Source organism: Armatimonadia bacterium (assembly GCA_039679385.1).
Lineage (GTDB): Bacteria > Armatimonadota > Zipacnadia > Zipacnadales > JABUFB01 > JAJFTQ01.
The window spans coordinates 102,473-118,210 of sequence record JBDKVB010000138.1 but is presented as its reverse complement, the minus strand read 5'-3'; the positions used below and the strand labels follow the sequence as shown (position 1 = coordinate 118,210).

General features: G+C 65.5%; 10 protein-coding genes. 8 read left to right on the top strand and 2 right to left on the bottom strand.

Annotation, left to right across the window (positions count from 1 at the left end; genetic code table 11):
* Positions 1 to 82 precede the first annotated feature (82 nt).
* The 3 genes from ABFE16_15635 (at position 83) to ABFE16_15625 (ending at position 2,938) form a co-directional block, all read left to right on the top strand.
* Positions 83 to 868: an ABC transporter ATP-binding protein gene (locus ABFE16_15635; protein MEN6346733.1), complete on the top strand. Its 786-nt coding sequence runs from the start codon at positions 83 to 85 to the stop codon at positions 866 to 868.
* Complete coding sequence (locus tag ABFE16_15630) at positions 869 to 2,512, top strand: putative ABC exporter domain-containing protein (protein MEN6346732.1); 1,644 nt, start codon at positions 869 to 871, stop codon at positions 2,510 to 2,512. It abuts the gene before it with no gap.
* A gap of 63 nt (positions 2,513 to 2,575) precedes the next feature.
* Complete coding sequence (locus tag ABFE16_15625) at positions 2,576 to 2,938, top strand: hypothetical protein (GenBank protein ID MEN6346731.1); 363 nt, start codon at positions 2,576 to 2,578, stop codon at positions 2,936 to 2,938.
* Between the two features lie 94 nt (positions 2,939 to 3,032).
* Here the strand turns inward: ABFE16_15625 and ABFE16_15620 are convergent, their stop codons facing one another.
* Positions 3,033 to 4,304 (bottom strand): DegT/DnrJ/EryC1/StrS family aminotransferase, encoded by a 1,272-nt coding sequence (locus tag ABFE16_15620; protein MEN6346730.1) that lies wholly within the window; start codon positions 4,302 to 4,304, stop codon positions 3,033 to 3,035.
* A 362-nt stretch (positions 4,305 to 4,666) separates the two neighbouring features.
* On the opposite strand from ABFE16_15620, the gene ABFE16_15615 reads away from it, so the two are divergent.
* Positions 4,667 to 9,199, top strand: a complete 4,533-nt coding sequence (locus ABFE16_15615; GenBank protein MEN6346729.1) for an SLBB domain-containing protein — start codon at positions 4,667 to 4,669, stop codon at positions 9,197 to 9,199.
* Positions 9,200 to 9,399: 200 nt separating this feature from the next.
* A complete protein-coding gene (locus ABFE16_15610; protein MEN6346728.1) occupies positions 9,400 to 10,764 on the top strand; it encodes an ammonium transporter in 1,365 nt (454 codons plus the stop codon).
* A 110-nt stretch (positions 10,765 to 10,874) separates the two neighbouring features.
* Here the strand turns inward: ABFE16_15610 and ABFE16_15605 are convergent, their stop codons facing one another.
* A complete protein-coding gene (locus tag ABFE16_15605) occupies positions 10,875 to 12,878 on the bottom strand; it encodes an alkaline phosphatase family protein (GenBank protein ID MEN6346727.1) in 2,004 nt (667 codons plus the stop codon).
* Between the two features lie 194 nt (positions 12,879 to 13,072).
* Between ABFE16_15605 and ABFE16_15600 the strand changes: the two genes are divergently transcribed.
* The 3 genes from ABFE16_15600 (at position 13,073) to ABFE16_15590 (ending at position 15,717) form a co-directional block, all read left to right on the top strand.
* The gene (locus ABFE16_15600; GenBank protein ID MEN6346726.1) at positions 13,073 to 14,521 is read left to right on the top strand and encodes a sulfatase; all 1,449 of its coding nucleotides are present in this window, start codon (positions 13,073 to 13,075) and stop codon (positions 14,519 to 14,521) included.
* Positions 14,522 to 14,588: 67 nt separating this feature from the next.
* Positions 14,589 to 15,326, top strand: coding sequence for an SDR family oxidoreductase (locus ABFE16_15595; GenBank protein MEN6346725.1), 738 nt, complete (start codon positions 14,589 to 14,591; stop codon positions 15,324 to 15,326).
* A 37-nt stretch (positions 15,327 to 15,363) separates the two neighbouring features.
* Entirely contained in the window at positions 15,364 to 15,717 is a 354-nt protein-coding gene (locus ABFE16_15590; GenBank protein ID MEN6346724.1) for a dihydroneopterin aldolase, read from the top strand.
* Positions 15,718 to 15,738: the final 21 nt, after the last annotated feature.

Here is a 15,738-nt window from a genome sequence, read left to right as displayed (position 1 = left end):
CCTTGTCTTCCCGGCAACGCACTCTCTCATCCCTTTGCGGGGCAGCCTCCCTGGGTGCCCCCGGGATGCTCAGGGGCGCTCGATGAGCTACTTCGCGGACACCGTGCAGCCTGCTGCACCACTCCCGCCGCCTCTGCTGGCCGTCAACGGCCTGGACAAGTATTACCGTGACTTTGCGGCCGTCCAGAACGTCTCCTTTGCCGTAGGGCCTGGCGAGATCGTCGGCCTCATCGGCCCCAACGGTGCGGGCAAGACCACGGTCCTGCGCTGCATCGCCGGTGTTCTGAGACCGACCGCCGGTGACATCTACTGCGCCGGTTACAACCTGGCCACTCAGACCCGGGAGGCAAAGCTCGCCCTCTCGCTGGTGCCCGAGACGCCGAACCTGTACGAGCTGCTCACCGTCCGCGAGCACCTCCGCTTCATCCACATGGCCTACGGCGAGACCGGCGACTTCGACAGCCGTGCCGACGGCCTGCTCCAGCGACTGGACTTGTGGGACAAGAAGGACGCCCTGATCACCACCCTCTCCAAGGGCATGAAGCAGAAGGTGGCCGTCGCCTGCGCCTTCATGCACTCCAGCCGCCTGTTCATGTTCGATGAGCCGCTCATCGGCATCGACCCGGCCGGCCAGCGGATGATCCGGGACATGATGGTCAGCTCCGCCGCCGCGGGAGCCGCCGTTCTGGTCAGCTCACACATCCTCGACACCGTCGAGCACCTGTGTCACCGCGTCCTGATCCTCGATCACGGAACGGTCATAGCCGCCGGCAACCTCGAGGAGTTGCGCGCCGGTACGCGCATGGGAGACGACGTCTCCCTGGAGGACATCTTCCTGGCTCTCACAGACAGGCCGGAGACGCCCTGAATGGCAGCCCTGATCTACCTGCGTCTACATTTGCTCAAGAACGGGCTCCTGTCGCTGGTGAGCAGCCCGAAGCGTCTCATCGTCACCCTGTTCTTCCTCCTCTGGGTCGGCGCGAGCTTCGCCTCGGTGGCAATGACGCGCTTCATGGGTCCGCACGGTGCAGTACCTGTCCCAGCGCTGCCGGTCGACCAGGTGCGGCTCGGTCTGATCGTACTACTGATCGTCTTCACCCTCGGATCGATCGAGCGTGGCTTTGAGGGCGCCGTCTTCAGCTTCCCCGCTGCCGACTACGACTTCCTGTTCCCCACTCCCATCCCCCGGCGGCTGGTAGTGGCTTTCCGCGTCGGCCTCGACGCCCTGGTGATGCTGGCAGATGTAGGCATCGTCGTGGTCTTCCTCACACCGCTGGCTATGGGCTTGGTCATGCGGGAGGCCTCAGTGGGCCGGATGGTCCTCGTCTGGATAGCCGCCGGCCTCTATATGCTCTTTGCTGTGAATCTGGCCCGAATCATCGAGCTCTTGCTGACGAATGTGCAGGCGATCCTCGGCATATCCAAGGGTGCGGTCCGTGTCGTCGTCTGGGTGGTCGGAGTGGCCTTCCTGTGGGGTGGCGGATACGTGGTCTTCGGCGAGGAGTCGGGACCGGCGGCGGTCATGGCGGTGCTTTCGCATCCTCCCTACAGCTACCTGCTCACGCCCTTGCTGGCCGTGGCAGCCTTCGTGACGGGTGAGGGGCATCCGCTGTTCTCCAGTCCTGCGGCGAGCATGAGCCTGTTGCTTCTCCTGGCCGCGGCGTGTACAGTGGGGGTCTGCGTCCTGGACCGCGATGTCGCCGAGGCAACCCTTGAGCACTCGGCACGTGTGGCCCGGATGCGCGCTGCCGCACGCTCCCAGGACATCGAGCGCATGACCGGGGAATCACTGCGCGAGGGGTCCTTCAGCCGCCGGAGCCTGATCCTGCGGTGGCGAGAGCCGTCTCTGGCACTTCCCTACAAGCTGATCGCCGAGACAGCCCACGCCAACCGCTGGCAGTGGGGAGCCTGGCTCGTGGTGATGGTGGGGCTTGCCTTCCTGGCGCGCCTGATGTCGGGCGACGAGCTCCTTCTTCGGAGCTTGCCCGGACCGGCCGCCGCCTACGTCCTGCTCTTGTCCTCAAGCTTCCAGGGACTGCGGTTCAGAAGCGAGCTGACTCACATTACGCTCCTGCGGACCTTCCCGATCACCGCCTCTCGGCAGCTTCTGGGTCTGACTGCGCCGCGTGCGTTGCTTCACTCGGCGCTTCTGCTGGGCGGGATGCTCTGCTTCTGGCTCGGACACCCCTTGCGGGGAGTCCACCTGTCTGTCGCCGTCGCCTGCTGTCTGCCTCTGGGGTCGATCACCAGCGGCCTCGTAGGCGCCGTGGTGTCCTGCATCTTCCCGAACTCCACCGATCCCGGCCAGCGCTTCCTGGGCGGCCTGCTCCACACTTTCGGAGTCGGCCTGGCCCTGATGCCCTGCCTGATACTGGTAGCCATGGGGATGGCCTTCGCCCTACCGGGACTGCTCCTGGGCCTCCTTGGCAACGCGGGACTACTCCCCGTGGCCTTCGTCATCATGCTCCTGGGGAACTGGGCGCTCGGCCGTTTCCAGCCCGGCGAGGACTGACAGGCCCACAGACGGCCCATCATCGCAAGGCCGCCGCCAGACAAGAATGGTTGTCGTCGACCAATGATTGCACGCCTGCTCCGCTTCCTCTTGCCTGTCTTGCTATGCCCGCTGCTGGGCGCCATGGCGATCCGCGGTTACGCCTTCAAACTGGGCGGCGAGACCGCGGACCTGATTGGCTGGGTGCTCGGTGCGCTGCTGGGCATCGCCTACGCTGTGCTCCTCCTCAGCATGGCCATATCATCGCCTCGCAGCGGACGGCAGCGCGTTGCCGACCTGCTCCTGATTGCGCTCTGCTCGCTGGCCCTCGCAGACCTTCTCGGCCAGTTGCAGGGCGTCGCAGCCGGTTGGCTCTTCCACTCCGTGGCCCTGACCTACCTGCTCAGCCTCTGGGTCGCCGGGCGAACCTGGCTCCGTACTCGCTAGTTCCGCCTCTTCCAGACAACCGAAAGAGCCGTAGCGCCCGAAGGTGCTACGGCTCTCGCATGTTCGCGTCAGGTAGTCGGGATGCGTGAGCCCGCTACTTGCTGTAGGCCTTACCCACCTTACGAATGGCCTCGGCGATGCGCTCCATGTGCGACGCCTCGTAGGTCGGGTGCAGGCTGGTGAAGAAGGTCCGCTCCTCCAGCCAGGCAGCGTTCGGGCAATGCTCTTTGGTGTAGTTGACCGCCTCAGGCCGCGTATGCAGGTCGCGGAAGGGGTACTGCAGGTGGCTGGGACCCACGTGGTCCTGATACGCCTTCTCCTTGTAACACTGGGGCCACAGGACCGGACCGGCCGGAACGCCCTCGGCGTCCACTGCCTTGAAGAACTGGCGCGCGTCTACCGTCAGCCGGTCGGTGTCCAAGACGATCGGGTACAGCCAGTAGGCATTCTGACGTTCGGCCGTGTTCAGCGGCAGCCGCCAGATGTAGGGCTCGTCCTCCAGCGCCTCGTCCAGGATGGCCGCGTTGCGACGCCGGTTCGCCAGGTTCCACGAGTCGAGAATCTTCAGGCACTCCAGGCCGATCGCCGACTGCATTTCCGTCATCCGGTAGTTGTAGCCCCACATCTTGTGGATATACGGAAGCTTGGCCTCCATCTCCAGCAGCCTCAGCCGCTCGGATACGTCATAGCCGTGGTCCCGGAAGGAGCGGCAGGTCCAGGCAACGTCCTCGTTGTCCGTCACCGTGCAGCCACCCTCGCCGCCGGTGGTGAAGTGCTTGGACTGACAGAAGCTGAAGGCGTTGCAGTGGCCCAGGGAGCCCGCCTTCTTGCCCTTGTACACGCCACCGTGAGCCTGCGCACAGTCCTCGATCACGTACAGGTTGTGCTTCTTGGCGATCTCCAGGATCGGGCCCATATCACACATCACACCATACAGGTGGACGGCAATGATGGCCTTGGTGCGGGAGCTGATCTTCTCCTCGATGCTTTCCGGGGAGATGGTGTGCGTCTCGCGGTCCACATCAGCGAACACAGGGACAGCGCCCGCCTGGAGCACGCAGAAGCTCGAGGCGATGAAGGTATACGAAGGCGTGATCACTTCGTCGCCGGGGCCGATGCCAAGCCCCGCCAGAGCTACGTGCAGGGCACTTGTCCCGTTAGTGGTCGAGATTCCGAACTTCGTGCCGACCCAGTCGGCAAACTTCTGCTCGAACTCCATCCCGGCCTTGCCGGTCCAGTAGTTGACCTTCCCAGTGCGCAGGGGCTCCATGGCCGCCTGGATCATCTCTTCCGTGAAGTAGGGCCACGGTGGGAAGGGCTGACTGTTGACGGGGGTCCCGCCGTCGATTGCGAGTTTCTCAGACATGGTCCACAGCCTCCCGAAGGTGCATCTGCTGGTGCTTGAGGCGCATATTCCCCGTCTCCGCGCGCTTTCCTCCTCCAGGGCCGCGAGCCGGAAGCCCTCTGTCAGCGCAGGCTTGTCCCCGGGAGGAGGCCAAGGCAGGGGCAAGGTGCCCCTTGCCGGCGCTTCCTTGACTTGTCCCCCCAAAGCCCATACAATTCCGACGTTGTGGCCTCCGCAGGGCACACCTGTTCTTGGTGCCTGCCGCAAGGTCTGCTGGTTGCTCCAGGATGGCCGCGGAGCAGCGAGGCTCCATACCTGTGGCGCGTGTGGTGGTGACGCATCCACTCTGCCGATGCCGTTGCACACACCGGGAGGACGCAGGCATGTCGCGTAAGCTGATCCCCCTGTTCCGCTTGGCCGCCGCAATCGCTGTCCTGTCTGGCATAGCGACCCTGGCGCCGGCGGCGGGTCTCAAGACCGATTCCCAGGGGGGTTACGGGGCTCTCCCCTCCGAGCGCTCGATCGACCCCGCAACTACGGGGGCGCATCCCGGGCCGCTGTCTTCTCCTCGTCTCACCGTCGATGCGGGGTACCGCCTCAGCCCCGGCGACGTCATCCAGCTCGTCGTCTTCGGCGAGCCCACGCAGTCCGGCACCTTTGCGATCGGCCCGGCGGGCTCCATAGCCATGCCCATCGTCGGCCAGATCACCCTGCGCGGCCTCACCATCCACGAAGCCGAGCAACTGGTCACCACCAAGTTGCGCCAGATCCTGCGCAACCCGCAGGTCACGATCACCTTCAACGAACTCTCCTCCGTGCGCAAGGTATACCTCTCCGGTGAGATGATGCGCACCGGCGCCGTAACCTTGCCCTTCGGAGCCACCCTCGTCGACGCCCTTTCCGCAGTCCCACCCGGACCTTACGCCGACCTGCGCCGCATCCGTCTCACCCATCCCGGCGGCCAGCCGGTCGAGGTTGATTGCAGCGGTCTTCGCGGCGAGGGTCCGCTTCCCATCGAGCACAGGCTCGAGTATGGCGATACCATCTTCGCCCCGCGAGTGCGCGAGGAGATCTCCATCTTCGGCGAGGTCCGCAACCCCGGAACTGTCCTGCTGCCCGTGGGGCAGGACGTGACGGTCCTCGACGCGCTGCGGGTCGCCCAGGGCTTCACACCGGTTGCCGACCGCACGCGTGCCCTGCTCCTGCGCGAGGGTTCCGAGCCCGTTCAGATTGACCTGGGCAAGCTCCTCCAGGGCGGCGACACTACCGAGAACCGCAAGCTGCAGGGCGGCGACGTCCTCGTCGTTCCGCAGACCGGCGGCATCGCTGTGGTGGGCCAGGTGCGGACGCCCTGGGTCCTCCCGGCGGGTGGCGCCGTGCCCGTCCTCCAGGCTCTTGCGCAGGCCGGAGGTCCACTCCCCACCGGTGACCTCTCCCAGGCCCAGATCATCCGCAACGGCAAGGGCATCACGGTCGACCTGCAGACCTTCATGGACAAGGGGACGGCTCCGGCTGAGTTCAACCTCCAGCCCGGCGATGTCCTGCTCATCCCCCGTGGCGAGGGCCAGAACGTGCTCCTCGTTGGCGTACTGGGCCGAACCGGCATCTTCCCACTGCGAGGCGTCGACCAGCGTGACTTGCTACGGGTCATCACCCTCGCCGGACCGGTCGCCCAGTCCGACCTGACCCGCGTCACCGTCTACCGCGGCAACCAGGCTCTCGTGCGCAACCTCAAGGCCATGATGGACACCGGCGACCTGAGCCAGAACCTCGACCTCGAACCCGGCGACATGGTCATGGTGCCACCGCTGGAGGTCGACTCGGTCCTCCTTACTGGCATGCTCGCCCGCCAGGGCGTGTTTCAGGTCCTGCGCAAGGACCCGCACGACTTGCTGCGGGTCATCACCGTCGCCGGTGCCGGGGCCATGTCCGACCTGTCTCGGGTCACCATCTACCGCGGCGGCCAGACCATCGTGCGCGACATGAAGGCCGCGCTTGAGAAGGGCGACCTCCAGCAGAGCATCGAGGTCGAGGACGGCGACGTCATCTACGTCCCGCCCATCGAGGAGAGCGTGGTCCTCACCGGCGCCGTACAGCGGAGCGGCATCGTCCGCCTGATCGGCGACGAGCAGCGCGACCTGTCCAAGCTCATCCTCCTCTCCGGGCCGCTGGGAGTCGCCGACCTGTCCAGGGTCACCGTCACCCGCGGCGCAGAGAAGATCGTGGTGAACGTCCGCGACTACCTGGACAAGGGGGATGCTCGCCAGACACTGCGGCTCCAAGACGGCGACATGGTCCGCGTCCCGATGGTCGAGGACAGCATCCTCATCACCGGTGCCCTGAACCGCGGTGGCGTCGTCCGCCTCTATGAGGGCCTCGACCGCGACCTCATCTCTCTCGTACTCGCCGCCGGACCGACTGCCATGGCCGACATGGAGCACGTGACAATCTTCCGCGGTGAGCAGAAGACGGTTCGCAACCTGCGCGCGATGGTTGAGGGCGGCGATCGCTCCCAGACCATGGAACTCCAGCCGGGTGACATCATCACCGTGCCGCCGCGCCAGATCCACACCGTCCTTCTCACCGGGGCCCTCGGCCGACCCGGTCTGATCAACCTGATCGATGACAAGCAGCGCGACCTGGCCCGACTGGTCTCTGCTGCCGGTCCTCTTCCCAATGCCGACCTGAGCAAGGTGGCCGTCCGACGCGGTGGCCTCACCACTACCCGCGACATCAAGGCCTACATCGACACCGCCTTGCCGCAGCACACCCTGCAGGTCGAAGACGGCGATGTGGTGGTTGTGCCGCGCGGCGAAAGCACGGTCCTTGTCATGGGCGCCGTGGTCCGCGCCGGGACACTGCAGCTCTACGAGGACAAGCAACGCGACCTGATGCGGGTCGTCGTCCTCGCCGGACCGACGCCGAACGCCGACCTGTCCAAGGTCACCATCTACCGTGGCGATCAGACGATCGTCCGCGACCTGCGCAAGCTCTACGACACCGGCGACCTGTCCCAGACGATGCTGCTGCAGGACGGCGACATCGTCAAGATCCCGGCCTTCGAGGATAGGATCCTCATTGCCGGTGCTGCTGGGCGCCTCGGCGCTGCAGCCCTGGGCGAGAAGGAAGCCCGCGACCTCGTGCGGATCGTGCAGATGGCCTCGCCGCTGCCCTACGCCAACCTGCGCAAGGTCAGCGTCCTGCGCGGCAACCAGACGATCACCCGCGACGTCTTCGCCTACCTGCAGAAGGGTGACAAGACCCAGACCCTGGAGCTCGAAGACGGCGACGTCGTGCTCATCCCCTATGACCGCGAGACGGCCATGATCACCGGCGCAGTCGCGCGAGCCGGGAGCATCGGCGTGCCCGATCCCGAGCGTGCCGATCTCGCCGAGGTCATCAGCGCGGCGTCTCCGCTGCCCACGGCCGACCTGCGCCGGGTTATTGTCTATCGCGGCGATCAGCAGCTTACCTACGACCTCTCCGCCCTGCGTTCGGGTGGTGATCTGCCGCGGAATGTGCCGCTGCTGCCTGGCGACCGCGTCTTCGTCCCCGGCCTGGATACCACAACGGTCCTCGTCACCGGATCGGTCCAGCGCACCGGCACGGCGGAGCTGGTGACCGCAGAGCAGCGCAACCTCGCGAGCTTCGTCGTCAGCGCGAGTCCGCTGCCCACGGCCGACTTGAGTCGGATCATCCTCTACCGTGGCGCCACCGCTACCACCTACAACCTGCGCGCCTACCTCGAGAAGGGCGATGGCTCGCAGACAACCGAACTCCAGGATGGCGACCGCGTGCTGGTGCCTGAGCAGCCGGCCACCGGCGGCATCATCATCAGCGGGCAGGTCAACCGGCAGGGCACCTTGCCTCTGGCCCTCGGCCAGTCTCCGGACCTGCTCAGCGCCGTCACTTTGGCCGGACCCCTGGTCGCCACCGCCGACCTGAGCCAGGTCACCGTCTACCGCGGCACTGAGAAGATCGTCCGCGACCTGCAGAAGCTCCGCGAAGAGGGCGACCTGACCCAGAACCTGACGCTGCAGGCGGGCGACGTTGTGTTCGTGCCCGAGTCCACCGACACCGTGGTCTTCATGGGCCAGGTAGCGCGCCCGGGAGCGCTGAACATCCACCAGTTCCGGCAGCGCGACCTCGCCCACCTGTTGCCTCTCGCCTCGCCTGATGCCAACAGCGACACCGAGCAGGTCACCGTCTACCGCAACGGCGAGACGATCGTCCGCAACTACCGCAACCTGGTCGAGAAGGGCGACCTGACCCAGAACCTCGTCCTCGAGCCCGGCGACTACGTCTACGTCCCGAAGGATAGCGCCCACGATGCCATGTTCCTGGGTGCCCTCGGCCGCGTCGGTCCGGTCAATGTCCGCGAGCCCAGCAGCCAGGATCTGCTGCGGGTCGTCACCGCTCTGGCGCCGACTCCGGCGGCCGACCTCACCCGCATCACGATCTTCCGCGGCGATGAGCCGCCGATGTACAAGGACCTCAAGCTGCTCATGGACGAAGGCGACATGAGCCAGAACGTCAAGATCGAGCCCGGCGACGTGGTGGTTGTGCCGAGGCTGGACGACCTCTACGTTCTCGGCGCAGTCGGCCGTGCGGGCGCCTATGCGGCGCAGCCCGACTGGGACATCCTCGATGCTCTAGCGGCCGCCGGCAACCCGATCCCGGCAGCCAGCGGCGCCAACATCACCATCATCCGGCGGCGCCCGGACGCCACCTCGGAGCGCATCAACTTCAGCCTCAGCGCCGTCACCCAGGGCAAGGCACCCGAGCCCGTCAAGGTCAAGGCGGGAGACATCATCTACGTCCCCTACCCCAAGGCCAAGCGCGGACTGGGCTGGAACCTGATCCGCGACGCCATCTACATGCTGGGGAGTCTCAACGACATCTTCGGCCTCTTCTAGTCGAAGGCCGGTCGCCAAGACCTCCAGGGCCCGGTACACCTTGTGTGCCGGGCCCTTTCGTCTCTCCGTGCAGACGGCAGCAGCCTTTCTCCTGATCTCTCGCACTGTGAAAAGAGCCGGAAACACCGCGACGCTATCATCGGGCCTGTTAGCTCGCCGTGCCTCTCAGCTTCGACTCGACCTCAGGAGATTGATGCGCCATGCGACGAACAAAGATGCTCATCATCGGGACGCTCACAGTCACGCTGGCAGTATCCCTGGCCTATCTGAGCCGCTGGGAGTTGCCCAACTCAGCGCAGGGCGTCCAGGGGCTCAACCCCGCAGACACGGCCTGGGTCTGCGTGGCGGCGGTCCTGGTCATGCTGATGACGCCGGCACTGGGCTTCTTCTACGGAGGGCTTGTCCGCCGCAAGAACGTCGCTTCGACCATCGTGCAATGCCTGACGATCTTCGCCGTCGCCAGCGCCGTCTGGACGCTGTGGGGCTATAGCTTGGCCTTCGCACCCTCAGTCGGCGGTCTGGGCCTCATCGGGAGCCTCAAGCACTTCCTGCTGCGGGGCGTTGACGGTGCACCCGACACGAACTATGCCGCGACCATCCCCGCCTCCGCCTTCTACTTCTTCCAACTCAAGTTCGCGGCCATCACCCCGGCACTCATCATCGGTGCCTTCGCCGAGCGCATCAAGTTCCGCTCCCTTATCATGTTCATCGTCGTATGGGCGACGCTGGTCTACGCGCCTGTTGCTCACTGGGTTTGGGGCGTCGGCGGCTGGCTGCGCAATCTCGGTGCCCTCGACTTCGCCGGCGGAACGGTAGTCCACATCCTCGCCGGAACCTCAGCCCTTGCCTCGGCCCTGGTCATCGGTCGACGCCACGTGAAGGGCGAGACCCAGCACCCGAACAACGTTCCCTACACGATCCTCGGTGCCGCGCTCCTCTGGTTCGGTTGGTTTGGCTTCAACGCGGGCAGTGCGCTGGCGATCAATGGCGTGGCCGTGAATGCCCTCGTGACCACCAACATCGCTGCCGCCTTCGCCACCCTGAGTTGGATGGCTGTGGACTGGTACCTGACCGGCAAGCCAAGCGCCACAGGTGCGGCAATCGGCGCCGTCTGCGGGCTGGTCGCCATCACTCCGGCCGCCGGGTTCGTTGACGTCTCCGCCGCCATCGTGATCGGGATGGTCGCCGGACTGGTGTGCAACTTCACCTGCGTCCTGCTCAACCGCACTTCCCTGGACGACACGCTTGACGTCTTCGCCTGCCACGGAATGGGCGGAATCTGGGGAGCCCTGGCCACCGGCATCTTCTCGCAGAAGCTGGTCAACCCCGCCGGGGCGGATGGTCTGCTCTACGGCAACCCGCGGCAGTTCCTCGTGCAGGTGCTGGCCATCGCTGTGGTCTTCGTCTACGGCTTCGTTGCCTCGGTTGTCATCCTCAAGGCCATCGACCTCGTCGCCGGTCTGCGTGTCAGCCCTGAGGAGGAGGAGCTCGGTCTGGACGTGAGCCAGCATGGCGAGTACGCCTACTGGCCCGAGCTCAGCCCCAGCGAGACAGGCTCCCACTAACCCCGGCCTCCCGTGAGGCCACACACAGCAAGAGGGCGCGACCTCCCCTGTGGAGATCGCGCCCTTGCGTCACTACTCGCTGCTTCCTGTGGTCTACCCGAGGCCGATCCCTACTTATCGCCGCCCCTGGGACCCATATCGACCGTCCCCACTGATACCGGCTTGGTCCCAGGCCAGGTGTTCCCGTCATAGCGCCAGGGGAGCTTCTGATAGGCGACCAGGAAGCCGCCCTGGGCCAGCATTGAGCCATCTCCGTAAGCACCGGTCGCGTCCACCCCATACCGCAGCATATCGCGGCTGAACTGCATCCCCTGCTTGCCGCGCTGGAAGATGGTCGTGATGATCTGCCGTCGCGGGGCTGCCGGCTTCTCGCCGTCGAACAGTGCCGTCGCCTCCGGCACCGTCATCTTCTCGATCTCCGCCGGGAAGGCCACGCCGGCCTTCAGTTCCGCGTACTCTTTCAGGAGGTTTCCACGCTGCGAGGCCAGCACCGCGGCGATGTTGATCACGGAAGCCGTCGCATCGGACCACAGGACGCCCTGCTCCTTCATCCCCCGAAGCGCTCGGAACAGGTTCACGGTGAAGGCCTTCCGGATCGCCTCCTCCTGCGAGTACGGGCTCGCGGCCGTCGCCAGCGCGTACAGGTCCGTCGAGTATGCCAGGCCGTCCTTGACCGTGGGGCCCGCCTTCTCCACAGCGGCCTTCACCAGCGTCAGCCCCGTTTCTCCGAATCTCGCCTCCTGCGTGGCCGCCTTCATGCGCCCCAGCGCCCCACCGGCCAGCAGTCCATCCAAGCGCGTTAGCTCCTCGGGCTTCAGGGCCAGTAGCGCCTCAGCCATCCGCTTTGCGATCGGCATGTACTGCTGCCGGACGGTCTGCGGCATATCGACGATGACGTTCACCACCAGTGCCTGCGTGTCCGACTTGTGCGCATCGACCCACTGGCGGACGTAGTCCAGGTACTTCTCGTCCTTGGTCTCGGCATGGGCCCGGAGCATCCCGTGCATCAGCAGATCGGCGTCCAGCGTCACCGGAACCTCCGCAGCCTTCCAGGTCGCCAGAGCGTGATCAGCCGCCACCCTCACCAGGTCGCGATCGGCCAGTTTCTCCATCGCCACCGCCTGTCGCCCTGCCTCCGTCACTGCCTGCTTCTGGTTGACACCCAGGTACTGGGTCAGCGCCTCGGTGATGACGCTCCCGGTCGACAACGGCGTCTGGAACCCCAGCAACTCTCCAACAGTGGGCGCGATGTCGATCTCGAGCGTCTCCTTGCTGACCACCGTGTCGGGCTTGGTATCTGGCCCAATCGCCAGCAGCATGATGTGCTCGCATCCTGGGCAATGGTCGCCGTGACTGTGGAAGTCCCGATCATGTCGCCCGTGGTCGTTGGTGAAGAACACCGTCGTGGTGTCGCGGTAGTACGGGTCGGCCTGGATGGCGCTCCACAGCTTCCAGAACTGCTCGTCGCAGTTGCGGACGGCCTCCTGGTACTCCAGGATATCCTTGGCGATGTGTCCGGAATGGTCCGTGTAGCCGAAGTTGATGAGCATCAGGTCCGGCTGGTCCTGCTTCATCACCTCGACAACCTTGTTCAGGACGCCCACGTCGCCCTCGGCGCTGGCTTCGTTGACCGGGTTGTCCTTGCCTCCGCCGTTGATGTGCGAGCAGGCGAACTTCTCCCCGTAAGCCGGATGGGAGCTGTAAGGCAGGAAGGAGTACTCGGCCTTGCCGAAGACCGCCCAGGCCTTCGTGGGCGCAATCCCCTTCTCATCTCGGAGGTACTCGAAGAACGTCGGGCGGGTCACCCGGGGGCCGCCGTTCGGGACCATCTGCCAGGTTCCTGAGGCGATCGTACTATGCCCCTGACGAGTGACGGTGATGCCCCGGTCGTAGTAGTTCGTGAAGAGGGTACCCAGGGGCCGCAGGTCCTTGTACAGGTGTGGGATGAACTGGTGTTCGGGATCGCCGAAAGTGTCCATCCAGCGGACCCCATCCATGACGACAACGAACACATGCTTCGTCTTGTACCCCGTCTGGGCCGAGGCCGGCACAACCAGGGTCGCCAACACGATCGCCGCCAGAACCACACAAAGCCACAACCACTTCGCGCGCATCGCTGTCCCTCCTTGCAGGTATGAACCTGGGCGCATCAGGACGACAACTGAACCGAAGTGACGTGCTGGATGATTCAAGGTTCTCCGGCCAACCTCCATCTCCTGCCGGGCTCATGCCGGCCCTCCGCAGAAGGAGACGCGGTGACAGTCCGCGAATTCCTTGAGGTGATTCCTGACCAGTCTGGGAGGCTGCCATGGACCGACGAGACTTTATGCGAGCAGGTCTACAGGGCGCAACCGCCGTTGCGGCAGCACAGCTTGCCCAGGTGCCCACGCCGGCCCTTGCACAGCCGGCCCCGACAGTCCCCTCTTCACAGCGTCCGAACGTCTTGTACTTCATCTGCCACGACCTCGGCACCGCCCTGAGCTGCTACAACTGGCCCAACGTGAAGTCCCCGAACCTTGACGCCTTCGCTGCCGAGGGCGTGCGTTTCACCAACTACTACTGTGGCTCCACTCCCTGCAGCCCTTCGCGAGGGTGCATCGTCACTGGACGCTATGCCCACAGCAACGGCCTCATCGGCCTCGCCAACAAGGGCTGGAGCCTGCCGGAGACCGAGAGGACCGTCGTTGACTACTTCAACGACGCCGGGTACTACACCGCCAACCTTGGCGGCCAGCACGAACGCGTCGGTCCGAACCCCTACGCCTACAAGGAGACCAAGCTCGGGCCACGCACGGCAGACCGAATCGCCGACGAGGTCTGTGACTTCCTCAAGCGCTTCGACCGCACCAAGGGGCCCTTCTACCTGAACGCCTACACCCAGGAAGTGCATGCTCCCTGGGACCGGCCCGAGTTCCAGGGACGCTACAACCCGGCGGAGGTCACACCTCTCCCCTTCCAGGGCGACATCCCCTTCGTCCGGAACAGCCTGGCCGCTTTCTACGGATCGGTCTCCTTCATGGATGAGCAGTTCGGGCGCATCCTCGCCTGCCTGCACGAGACAGGACTGGACCAAAACACCTGGGTGATCTTCACCACCGATCACGGGGTGGGTTTCCCGCGCGCCAAGAGCACGCTGTACGATCCGGGCCTGCTGACCGCCCTCCTCATGCGTTGGCCGGGACGTCTCAAGCCCGGCACAACCTGCGACCACCTGCTTAGCAACCTTGACCTGCTGCCATCGCAACTGGAAGCGCTTGGGATCCCTGCCTCCGCCGCAATCCAGGGACGCAGCTTCGCCCCGGCAGTCCTGGGCGGCGAGTACACACCTAGAGACGCCATCTTCGCCGAGCGCAACTACCACGACGACTACGACCCGATGCGCTGCGTGAGGACCCGCCAGTACAAGTACATCCGCAACTACGGCCTGCGTGCGGGACCCAAGCTGCCGGAGGAAGAGACCGCCGAGGACACCGGCATCACGCTTTGGAACTCCGGCCGGCCGCGACCGCGGGAGGAACTCTACGACCTGACCCGTGACCCCAACGAGTTCAACAACCTGGCGGAGGACCCCGGCAGCGCCACGGTCCTCACCCAGATGCGCGAGCGCCTGGACACCTGGATGCGCGACACCAACGACTACATGCGCGGAGCCAGGGAGTTCGTTGACTACCCCTCTGAGGACCGTCGCACCTTGCCGCTGCCTCTGGGGGCCTCACCGAAGCCGCAGCCGAGGAGACCGCCGCAGCCCAGGCCCTGACCCGCACTCACACACCGACCTTGTCCCGGCGGCCATGACGCAGCGAGCCGTCTGAGAGGAACACCGGATGCCGAACAGCCTGGCCAACAAGACCGCTCTCGTAACCGGAGGCGCACAGCGACTCGGGCGCTCCCTGTGCCTTGCCCTTGCAGCGCAGGGCGCCGGAATCGTGATCCACTACAACTCCTCCGGCAACGCCGCTGCCGAACTGTGTGAGCACCTGCAGGGCCTGGGAGCGAAGGCCTGGACCGTGCAGGCCGACCTCAGCAACCCGCAGGAAGCTGAGGACCTCATCGTCCGGGCGCTGGAGGCAGCCGGTCCCCTGGACCTGCTCCTCAACAACGCTTCGATCTTCGATCCCAGCACCCTGGGCGACGTCACCTTCGACGACGTCACCGCAAACGCCGCCGTCAACGCCTGGGCTCCCTTCGTCCTCAGTCGCCACTTCGCCGCCCAGGACCGCGAGGGCGCTGTCGTGAACCTGCTGGACAGCCGTGTACACGGGTACGACTGGCAGCATGTGGCCTACATCCTCAGCAAGCACCTGCTCCACGTGCTCACGCGAATGACGGCCCTGGAGTACGCGCCGAAGGTCCGGGTCAACGCCGTCGCTCCGGGGCTGATCCTGCCGCCGCCCGGCCAGGACGCAAGCTATCTCGCCAGGCTGGCTCCTTCGCTACCCTTGCAGCGCTATGGCTCAGCCGAGGACATCGCAGACGCCGCACTTTTCCTGCTCAGGAGTCCCTTCATCACAGGCCAGGTCCTCTACGTCGACGGAGGTCGGCATCTGCGCGAGCAGACGTAGCCGACCGCACCCTTTCCTCACTCCAGGGAGAGTGCCCATGGATGCCCTGCTGATCGAAGGCTTGCTCGTTCGCTGCGTCCTTGGCATCAGCGCTGAGGAGCGCCGCGAGAAGCAGGACGTGCTCGTCAGCATCACCCTCTACACCGACACGCGCAAGGCCGGGCAGAGCGACCGCTTTGAGGATGCCGTCGACTACCGCGCGATCAAGAAGGCCGTCTACGCCCTGGCCGAGGCTTCCGGCTTCCAGCTCGTAGAGGCCCTGGCAGAGGCCATCGCGGGGCTCTGCCTGCAGCACCCGGACGTGAACTCGGTCGAGGTCACCGTCATGAAGCCTTCTGCATTGCGCTTTGCTCGGAATGTAGGGGTGCGCATCCTGCGGGGGCGAGACTAGAGTGGCGCGGGTGTTCGTGGG

Bases quoted from the DNA above. Each gene is read 5' to 3' on its own strand.
- ABFE16_15635 (MEN6346733.1), top strand. From the start codon at position 83: ATGAGCTACTTCGCGGACACCGTGCAGCCTGCTGCACCACTCCCGCCG.
- ABFE16_15630 (MEN6346732.1), top strand. From the start codon at position 869: ATGGCAGCCCTGATCTACCTGCGTCTACATTTGCTCAAGAACGGGCTC.
- ABFE16_15625 (MEN6346731.1), top strand. From the start codon at position 2,576: ATGATTGCACGCCTGCTCCGCTTCCTCTTGCCTGTCTTGCTATGCCCG.
- ABFE16_15620 (MEN6346730.1), bottom strand. From the start codon at position 4,304: ATGTCTGAGAAACTCGCAATCGACGGCGGGACCCCCGTCAACAGTCAG.
- ABFE16_15615 (MEN6346729.1), top strand. From the start codon at position 4,667: ATGTCGCGTAAGCTGATCCCCCTGTTCCGCTTGGCCGCCGCAATCGCT.
- ABFE16_15610 (MEN6346728.1), top strand. From the start codon at position 9,400: ATGCGACGAACAAAGATGCTCATCATCGGGACGCTCACAGTCACGCTG.
- ABFE16_15605 (MEN6346727.1), bottom strand. From the start codon at position 12,878: ATGCGCGCGAAGTGGTTGTGGCTTTGTGTGGTTCTGGCGGCGATCGTG.
- ABFE16_15600 (MEN6346726.1), top strand. From the start codon at position 13,073: ATGGACCGACGAGACTTTATGCGAGCAGGTCTACAGGGCGCAACCGCC.
- ABFE16_15595 (MEN6346725.1), top strand. From the start codon at position 14,589: ATGCCGAACAGCCTGGCCAACAAGACCGCTCTCGTAACCGGAGGCGCA.
- ABFE16_15590 (MEN6346724.1), top strand. From the start codon at position 15,364: ATGGATGCCCTGCTGATCGAAGGCTTGCTCGTTCGCTGCGTCCTTGGC.